Annotated in this window: 9 protein-coding genes; 3 read left to right on the forward strand and 6 right to left on the reverse strand. The window is 76.0% G+C overall.

Annotated elements, in window-relative coordinates; all coding sequences use genetic code 11:
• Nucleotides 1-1,014: MFS transporter (locus ACFUEL_RS29420; RefSeq protein WP_380239809.1), on the reverse strand; the 1,014-nt coding region annotated here is incomplete at its 3' end.
• A gap of 218 nt (nt 1,015-1,232) precedes the next feature.
• Between ACFUEL_RS29420 and ACFUEL_RS29425 the strand changes: the two genes are divergently transcribed.
• Both ACFUEL_RS29425 and ACFUEL_RS29430 read left to right on the forward strand, forming a co-directional pair.
• Nucleotides 1,233-1,871 carry an RNA polymerase sigma factor gene (locus ACFUEL_RS29425; RefSeq protein ID WP_380239810.1) on the forward strand — a complete coding sequence of 213 codons (639 nt, stop codon included), beginning with the start codon at nt 1,233-1,235 and terminating at the stop codon, nt 1,869-1,871.
• Nucleotides 1,868-2,953, forward strand: coding sequence for a CU044_5270 family protein (locus tag ACFUEL_RS29430; RefSeq protein ID WP_380239811.1), 1,086 nt, complete (start codon nt 1,868-1,870; stop codon nt 2,951-2,953). Before ACFUEL_RS29425 ends, ACFUEL_RS29430 begins: the two co-directional genes overlap by 4 nt.
• A 99-nt stretch (nt 2,954-3,052) precedes the next feature.
• Here the strand turns inward: ACFUEL_RS29430 and ACFUEL_RS29435 are convergent, their stop codons facing one another.
• From ACFUEL_RS29435 to ACFUEL_RS29455, 5 genes are all read right to left on the reverse strand, one after another.
• Nucleotides 3,053-3,646, reverse strand: a complete 594-nt coding sequence (locus ACFUEL_RS29435; protein WP_380239812.1) for an ATP/GTP-binding protein — start codon at nt 3,644-3,646, stop codon at nt 3,053-3,055.
• Entirely contained in the window at nt 3,627-4,052 is a 426-nt protein-coding gene (locus ACFUEL_RS29440) for a DUF742 domain-containing protein (RefSeq protein WP_380239813.1), read from the reverse strand. The genes ACFUEL_RS29435 and ACFUEL_RS29440 overlap by 20 nt, the downstream gene beginning before the upstream one ends.
• Nucleotides 4,053-4,109: 57 nt before the next feature.
• The gene (locus tag ACFUEL_RS29445) at nt 4,110-4,511 is read right to left on the reverse strand and encodes a roadblock/LC7 domain-containing protein (protein WP_380239814.1); all 402 of its coding nucleotides are present in this window, start codon (nt 4,509-4,511) and stop codon (nt 4,110-4,112) included.
• Entirely contained in the window at nt 4,508-7,012 is a 2,505-nt protein-coding gene (locus tag ACFUEL_RS29450) for a nitrate- and nitrite sensing domain-containing protein (RefSeq protein ID WP_380239815.1), read from the reverse strand. Before ACFUEL_RS29450 ends, ACFUEL_RS29445 begins: the two co-directional genes overlap by 4 nt.
• Nucleotides 7,013-7,083: 71 nt before the next feature.
• On the reverse strand, nt 7,084-7,866 hold the full coding sequence (locus ACFUEL_RS29455; protein ID WP_380239816.1) for an MHYT domain-containing protein: 783 nt from the start codon (nt 7,864-7,866) through the stop codon (nt 7,084-7,086).
• Between the two features lie 262 nt (nt 7,867-8,128).
• Between ACFUEL_RS29455 and ACFUEL_RS29460 the strand changes: the two genes are divergently transcribed.
• Nucleotides 8,129-8,557, forward strand: coding sequence for a hypothetical protein (locus ACFUEL_RS29460; protein ID WP_380239817.1), 429 nt, complete (start codon nt 8,129-8,131; stop codon nt 8,555-8,557).
• Nucleotides 8,558-8,599: the final 42 nt, after the last annotated feature.

The raw sequence follows: 8,599 nt of genomic DNA on the forward strand, positions 1-8,599 counted from the left end.
GGTGCGGGTGGGGGGGGGGCGTTTTGGTCGGGTGTCCGTGGGGGGGGTGGTGGGGGGGGGGCACCGGCGGTGGCGGCCCGGGGCGGCGCGGGGGGTGGGGCCGGGTGGGGTGGGGGCGAGGGCGGCGAGGGCGAGGGCGCTGGTGAGGGCGGCGGTGAGGACGGTGAGTCTGGTCGCGGCGGGGGCGCGCCAGTCGATCGTGCCGAGGACGAGTCCGCCCGTCGCGCTGCCCGCGGCGAGCGCGGCTTCGACCCAGGCGACGTCCGCGGGGCGGCCGTGCCGGCTCGCGAAGACCACCGCGAGCAGGGAGAACGCGGCGAGACCCGCGCCGGCGCCGGCTGCCGCGGCGAGGGGTTGGCGGGCTCGGGCGAGCAGCTCCCGGGTGGCGGCGCGGGGTGCCGGGGCGGTGGCGCCGGGGGCGGGGGCGAGGGGGACGGCGATGGCGGCGAGGGCGAGCGTTCCGGTGAGGGCGAGGGCGGCACTGAGCAGCAGGCCGAGGGCGGGGCGGGCGGTGGTGGCGAGCAGGCCGGCGAGCAGCGGGCCGGTGACGTAGAGGAGTTCCTCGGCGACGGTGTCCAGGCTGTAGGCGCGGCGGCGCAGTTCGGGGTCGGTGGCGATGACGCTCCACTGCGCCCGGGTGACCGGGCCGAGCGGTGGGGCGAGGGTGCCGGCGGCGGCCGCGAGGGCCAGCAGGACGGGGTAGGGGGTGCCGGGGTGCCAGGTGGTGGCGGCCAGGGCGAGCAGGACGGCCGCGTAGCCGGTGGCCATCGGGGGCAGGGCGCGCCGGGGGCCGTACCGGTCGACGAGTCCGGCGCGGGTGGGGAAGAGCAGGACGCTGATCGCGGAGAAGAGGGCCATCAGCCAGCCGGCCCGGGCGTACGAGCCGGTGGTGGCGGCGGTGGCGAGCAGCAGGGAGAGCGGGGCGGTGCCGTAGGAGAGGCGGCCTAGCAGGGCGGCGGGGATCAGCCGGGCGGCGCCGGGGGCGCGCAGCACGGCCATGTATGACGTGGACATGGCGAAGAAGGGTTCCTCAACGACGACGGCGCGCGGTGCGCCGGTGGACGGGGACGCCGAAGCGACCGCGGCGCCGGGTGCGGCGGGCGGTCGCGGTGCGGGGTCCTAGTCGCGGGTGCGGAACACGTCCGCCATGGTAGGGGCTGCCGCGCGGACCGGGCACCCGGTTTTCCCCCGCCGGACCGGGAACTCCCGGGCGGCTGCGGACAGGAGGGGACGTGGAACTCTCGATACGGGCGCGACTGCGCGCCGGGGAACAAGGGGCGTACGGGGAGCTCTTCGACGAGCACGCCGGCGCCGTGTACGGGTACGCGCTGCGGACCCTCGGCGACTGGGCGGCGGCCGAGGACGTGGTCTCGCTGACCTTCCTGGAGGCGTGGCGGCTGCGCGCCTCGCTGGAGGAGGAGGGCGGGACGGTGCGGCCCTGGCTGTTCGGCATCGCCACCAACGTGCTGCGCAACACCACCCGGGCGGGGCGCCGGCACCGGGCGGCGATGGCCCGGCTGCCCGAGCGCGAGGCGGTGCCCGACTTCACCGAGGAGCTCGTCGCCCGGCTCGACGACGGCGACCGGCTCGACGCCGTCCGGCGGGCGCTGGAGCGGCTGCGGCGCGGCGAGCGCGAGGTGTTCCGGCTGTGCGTGTGGGTCGGGCTGGACTACGCGGCGACGGCGACGGCGCTGGGCGTGCCGGTCGGCACGGTGCGCTCCCGGCTCTCCCGGGCCCGGGGGCGGCTGCGCGTCCTCGCCGAACAGGAGCTGCGGGAGGCGCGGGACGGCCGGGAACCCGGTGGCGGGTCCGGACAGGTACGGGAGGGCCGCGCCGGCGCGGCCCGGTCGATGCAGGGGGACATCCGATGAACGACAGGCCCGAGATGCTCGCCGCCGACCGCCACCGGCTACTGAAGGAGCACCTGATGAACGAGATCGGCCGCACCGAGCCGACACCGCGGGCCCGGGGGGCACGGCGGAAGCTGGTCTGGATGGTGGCGTCGCCGCTGGCGGTGACCGCGGTGGCGGCCGGCGCACTGCTGCTGCCCGGACACACCGGCGCGCGGCCCGCCCCCGCCGGCCCGGCCGCCAGCACGCCGCCCTCGCCGTCCGCCCCGAGCACGGCGACGGCCGCGGTCCCGTCGGTGCCCGGTCCGGAGCCGACCGACGCCGCCGGGCTGCTCGACCGGGCGGCCGCGGCCGTGGCCGCCCGGCCCGATCCGGGGGCGCGCGACGGACAGTTCACCTACAGCAGGGAGGTCCATGACGGCGGCCAGTGGCCGCGCCGCGAGCGGAAGACCTGGTGGTCGGTGGACGGGAAGGCCGAGGGCGGGATGATCGATCCGGAGATGGCCCTCCCCGGGCGGGACCCGAACGCGGTCCAGCCGGACCCGGGACGGCTGTTCGCGCAGGACGGCGTCTTCCCGGAACCGCGCTTCCCGGACCGGATCACCTACCGGTTCCTCGCCTCGCTCCCCACCGATCCGGCCGCGCTGAAGCGCATGCTGCTGGAGGCCGACCGCTCCCTCCAGGTGTCCCCGCCCTCGGCGATGACGGAGGTCATGCGCAACCAACTGGCCTTCGGGGACATCCAGATGGTCTTCCAGAACGTGTCCGCTCCCCCGGCGGCGGCCGGCGCCCTGATGCGGGCGGCGGCGATGCTCCCGGGCACCTCGGTGGTGACCGACCAGGTGGACGCGGACGGCCGCGGGGGCGTGGCCGTGGTCGGGATGAACGGCACCCAGCGGGTGGCCCTGATCTTCGACGCGCGGACCGGCGCCTACCTGGGGCTGCGCGAGGTGCTGCTCAAGTACCTGCCGCCGGTCGGCCCGGACGGCGCCCCGCCGGTCGGCGAGCCCACCGCGGAGCAGATCGCGGCGGACCCGAGCGCGGTCTTCAGCACGGCGGTCCTGGAGGAGCGCATCGTCGACCGGGTCGGCCAGGAGCACTGACCGGCCGCGCCCCGGCCCCGGTGTCCGCACGGCCACCGGGGCCGGGGCCGGGGGCGGTCAACTGCGGGCCCGGGGCGGTCGGGTGCGGGCCCGGGGCGGTCAGCTGCGGGCCTGGGCGAGCACCCGGGCCGCGTGCACCTTCCCGGCGTGTTCGACCAGGCTGATCAGGACGTCCTTGCCGGAGGCGCGCTCGCGGGCGTCGCAGAGCACCACGGGGGTGGCCTCGTCGAGGTCCAACGCCCGGGAGACGTCCGCGGGTCGGAAGGAGCGGCTGCCCTCGAAGCGGTTGACGGCGACCACGAACGGGATGCCGCGGTGCTCGAAGAAGTCGACGGCGGGGAAGCAGTCGGTGAGGCGGCGGGTGTCGGCGAGGACGACGGCGCCGAGCGCGCCCTGGGCGAGTTCGTCCCAGAGGAACCAGAAGCGGTCCTGGCCGGGGGTGCCGAAGAGGTAGACCGACAGGCCCTCGCGGATGGTGATCCGGCCGAAGTCCATCGCGACGGTGGTGGTGGTCTTGCGCTCGACCCCGCCGAGGTCGTCGACCTCGGTGCCGGCCGCGGTCAACTGCTCCTCGGTGCGCAGGGGTTTGATCTCGCTGACGGCCCCGACCAGGGTGGTCTTGCCGACGCCGAAGCCCCCGGCGACCAGGATCTTCAGGGCGAGGTCGGTGCTGTCAGAGGGCGCGAAGCCCATGGATGACCTCCTGGAGGATGTGTTCGTGCGGGAGGAGGGCGGGCGGGACGGGTCGGCTGACCCGGATGTGCTCGGCGTCCAGCAGGTCACCGAGCAGCACCCGGACCACGCCGAGCGGCAGGTCGAGGTCGGCGGCGATCTCGGCGACGGACAGCGCGTTGCCCCGGCAGATCTCCAGGATGGCGGTCTGTTCGGGGCCGACCGGCAGCACGGTCGGGTCGGGGATGTCGGTGACGACCAGGGCGATCAGGTCGAAGGGCTGGCCGGGGCGGGTGCGCCCCTTGGTGAGGGCGTAGGGGCGCACCATCGGCCCGGCGTCCTCGTCGTACCACTGGACGGGGCGGTCGGGCGGCGGCGGGTAGCCGAACGGGGTGCCGGGCAGGTACTCCCTGGGCGGGTAGGCCATCGGCCAACTCCCCCTTCTCGATCGGGCGTTCGTGATTGCTGAGGCGGGGCCCGGGGCCTAGTAGCCGCGCGGGGCGGCGTGCAGGTGTTCGCCGACCCGGCGGACCAGGCGGGCCATCTCGTAGGCGACCAGGCCGAGGTCGGCGTCGGGTTCGGCGAAGACGGCCAGGCAGGAGCCCTGCCCGGCGGCCGCGACGAACAGGTAGCCGCGTTCCAACTCGACCATGGTCTGGCGTACTTCACCGCCGTCGAAGTGCCGGCCGGCGCCCTTGGCCAGACTGTGGAAGCCGGAGGCGACGGCGGCCAGGTGTTCGGCGTCCTCGCGGCCGAGGCCGGTGGAGTTGCCCATCGGCAGGCCGTCGGCGGAGAGCACGACGGCGAACCTGACCCGGGCGGTCCGGGTGGCCAACTCGTCGAGGAGCCAGTTGAGTTCGCCGCTCTGGCGGGTGGTGCCGATCATCGGGCACGGTCTCCTCTGTCGAAGGGGTGGTCTTCCGGTGCGGGGCCCCGGCCGCGCTGCCAGCCCTGTTGGAGGGCGGTCATCGCGGAGCGGGCCTGTTCGGGGTCGCGGTGGGCGGGTTCGGCGGGGCGCAGCCCGGGGCGGGGCGGTTCGGGGGCCTCGCGCAGTTGCGGGGCGAGGCTGGCCTGCCGCACCCGGCGCGGGAGTTCGTCCTCCTGCTCGGCGGGCGGGGCCGGCGAGGGCGGCGCCTGCACGGGCGGCGCCACCGGGGCCGGGGACGGCGGCGGAGCCGGGCGCGGGGACGGGCGCGGCGCCGGAAGGGGCGCCGGGAGCGGGGCCGGCCGGGGGGTGGCAGGCGGAGTGGGCGCGGGGGCGTGCGGCAGCGGCCGGACGGTCGGCGGGAGTTCCGGGACGGTGACCAACTCCCGGGCGTCCGGCTGGGGTTCGCTCTCGCGCGGGTCGAGCAGCTCGGTCGGCAGCAGCACGATCGCGGTGGTGCCGCCGTACGCGGAGGGGCGCAGCGAGACCTTGACGCCGTGCCGCTTGGCCAGCCGGCTGACCACGAACAGGCCGAGGCGGTCGCTGTCGAAGAGGTCGACCTGGTCGCTGGCGTCGATCCGCCGGTTGGCGTCGGCGAGGGCCTCGGGGCCCATGCCCAGGCCGCGGTCCTCGATCTCCAGGGCGTAGCCGTTGCCGACCGCCTCGCCGCGGATCTGCACCTTGGTGTGCGGGGGCGAGAACCCGGTGGCGTTCTCGACGAGTTCGGCGACCAGGTGGGTGAGGTCGGCGACGGCGGGGCCGGTGACGGCGGCGTACGGGAGGCGGTGGACGTCGACCCGGGCGTACTCCTCGACCTCGGCGACGGCGGCCCGGACCACGTCGGTGAGCGGGACGGGCTTGCGCCAGGCGCGGCCGGGGGCGGCGCCGGAGAGGATGATCAGGCCCTCGGCGTGGCGGCGCATCCGGGTGGTGAGGTGGTCGAGCTTGAACAGGTCGTCGAGTTCGGCCGGGTCCTCGGTGCGGCGCTCCATGGCGTCCAGCAGGGTGAGTTGGCGGTGCACCAGGACCTGGCTGCGGCGGGCCAGGTTGACGAACACGCCGGAGACGCCGGAGAGCACCTCGGCGCGTTCGACGGCGGCGGTGACGGCGGCCCGCTGGACGCTGTCGAGGGCGTGGTGGACCTGGCCGATCTCGTCGCCGCCGTGGTCGCGCGGCGGCACCTCGGCGTCCACGTCGACCTCCTCGCCGGCCCGCAACCGCCGCATGGTGGCGGGGAGTTTGCGTCCGGCGAGTTCGAGCGCGGAGTTGCGCAGGGCGTGCAGTTCGGCGACCAGGCCGCGGCCGATCTGGACCGAGATCAGCAGCGAGGCGAGGACGGCGACCAGGCCGAGCAGCACGGTGGCGCCGGAGGTGCTGAACAGGCCCAGCGCGTACGGGTTCGCGCGTTCGGCGGCGGCCGCGCCGGCCTGCCGTTCGACGCCGGCCAGGGCGTGCGAGACGGTGTCGGTGGCGGCGGTCCAGCGGGTTCCGGTGACCGACTGCAGGGCGGCGGCCGGGTCCGTCGCGTTGGCCAACTGCTCCTCGTAGCGCCGGAGTTCCTGGTACTCGGGGCTGCCGGTGACGACGGCGAGCGCGGCGCGGTCGGCGGGCCGCAGGTCGGGGGCGGCGCTCTGCTCGAACTGGGCGCGGGCGTAGCCGGCCTGGACGATCTGCCGGTACTGCGCCCCGGTGAGCCGGCCGGTGCGCTGGGCGGCGCTCAACAGGGTTTCCTCGCGGGCGAGTTGCTCCCGGGAGCGGGCGAATTCGAGCAGCACCCGGGCGTCCGCGGCGACCCGGTGGTCCTGGAGGGCGGTGAGCGATCCGGTGGCGCTGAGGGCGTCGTCCACGGCGGCGGTGTAGACGGTGTAGGCGTCGTCCCAGGAGACGCCGTGCGCCAGCAGTCTGCCGCGCAGCGCGGGGAGGGCGCCGACGACCCGGCCGAGGGTGTCGAGGCGGTCGGCGGCCTCGGGGCCGAGCCCTTCGGCGTCGGCCCGGTTGTAGCCGGGGGCGAGGGTGAGCGGGGCGGCGGCCCGGTCGGTGTCCTGTCCGGCGGCGCGCAGCGCGGCCTCCCCGTCGGGGCCGGGGGCGGCCAGGTACTGGCCGGCGGCGGCGCGTTCGGCCTGCAGGGCGGCGACGGTGCGGTCGAGGGGGGTGCGCAGGGTGGCGCCGACCTCCTTGATCCGCAGCAGGTCCCAGACGTCGCCCGCGGCGGTGACGGTGGCGAACGCCCAGAGCGCCATCACGGACACCACGGGCACCATCAGCACGGCGACGATCCGGGCCCGGACGGTGCGCGGCCGCAGGCCGACCCGGGCGGGCGCCGGGAGGGTGAGCGGCGTCTCGTCGGCGGGCGGTCCGGCGTGCGCCCCGCGCCGCGGTGCGCCGGGCCGGGTGCGGGCCGGCCCGCGCGGGGTGCTGGGGGCGGGCGGTCCGCTGCGGGAGGTGCCTCGGCTTGCGCGCATGGGTGTGGCCGGCCTTTCGGGCTACGGGTCGTCGGGGCGTTCGGGCGGGGCGGGGCCGTGCGAAGGGGGGCTCAGGCGGCGCGGCCGAGGTCCTCGACGGCGAGTTCGCCGGCCTCGCGGTAGGCGGCGCGCTCCTGCGCGGTCGGGGAGAGCGCGACGAAGGCGGAGGTGAGGAAGAGGAAGGAGCCGAGTCCGACGGCGAGCGGGAAGACGAACTGCATGGGGGTGGCGCCGCCGAGGCCGGTGCGGGCGGGTTCCATGTGGACGTGGACGGCGGCCATGCCGGTGTAGTGCATGCAGCTGACGGCGATGCCCATGACCAGCGCGGCCGCGGCGGCGGCGTACACGTTGCGGATGGTGACGGCGGCCCAGAGCGCGGCGGTGGCGGCGCCGACGGCGATCAGCACGGACAGCGCCACGGTGCCCGCCTGGTAGCGCAGTTCGCCGTGGATCCGGACGGCGGACATGCCGAGGTAGTGCATCGCGGCGACGCCGACGCCGGTGGTGAGGCCGCCGAGCAGCAGGCTGCGGCCGCGGTGGCGCCCGTAGCCGACCACGAACACGCCGAGGCCGACGACGGCGACCGCGACCAGCAGGCTGAGGACGGTCAGCGGGACGTCGTAGCGCAGGTCGGTGCCGTCGACGGTGAAGCCGAACATGGCGACGAAGTGCATCGTCCAGATGCCGGAGCCGATCGCGGCGGCGGCGGTGAGCAGCCAGTTGCGCCGGGAGGTGCCGGTGGCGGAGAGCGCGCGCAGGGTGCAGCGCAGGCCGAGGGCAGCGCCGACGCAGGCCATCGCGTAGGAGAGCATCGGCGTGAGCCAGCCGAAGCTGAAGTGGTCCATCGATCCCATCGGTGCCTCCCGCGAGAGGTGTCTGCCGCTCGCCCGTGCTCTGGTGTTCAGGGATCGTGGACGCTACCCAGGGTTGATGAATGGTCACCAGAAGATGTGAAAAGCACCCCGCGCCATGGAGGTTGTGTGCTCGAATGGTCCGGCGGCGTGTGACCGCCCGGACGCTTCCGGGGCGGACCGTCCGCGAAAACCGCTGCGCTCCGTCGGCCGGACCCGATACCCTCCGCCTGCTTCCGGTCGAACCACTCCCCCGAGGAACAGCGTGTCCATACCCGTCCCGCCCCAGCAGAACGCTCCGCACGCCCCGCACCCCGGGGCCGGGGGCCCGTACCCGGCGGGTCCGTCCTGCCGCTTCTGCGGTTCGACGCCCGCCGTGAACGTCACCGTCCGCGGCCACCAGGGCTTCCTGGTGATGATGCGGTTCCTGAGCCTGCCCGGCCCGTTCTGCCGCAGCTGCGGGGAGGCGGCCGTCCGGCGGATGAACCTGAACAGCCTGTGGCAGGGCTGGTGGGGCCTGGCGTCCCTGGTGATCAACCCGGTCACCATGCTGGTCAACCTGGCCACCCTGAGCCGGATCCGCAAGCTCCCGGCGCCCGTACCGCCCGCGCCGGTAGCGCCCGCGCCGACCATGCCGTACGAATCCGCGCCGACCGTGCCGTACGGATCCGCGCCGGCCGGCCCGCCGCGCTGATCGCGGCCCGGGGGCCGGAGCGGCCCGCCCGGTGGGCGGGCC

This window comes from Kitasatospora sp. NPDC057198 (genome assembly GCF_042670125.1).
Lineage (GTDB): Bacteria > Actinomycetota > Actinomycetes > Streptomycetales > Streptomycetaceae > Kitasatospora.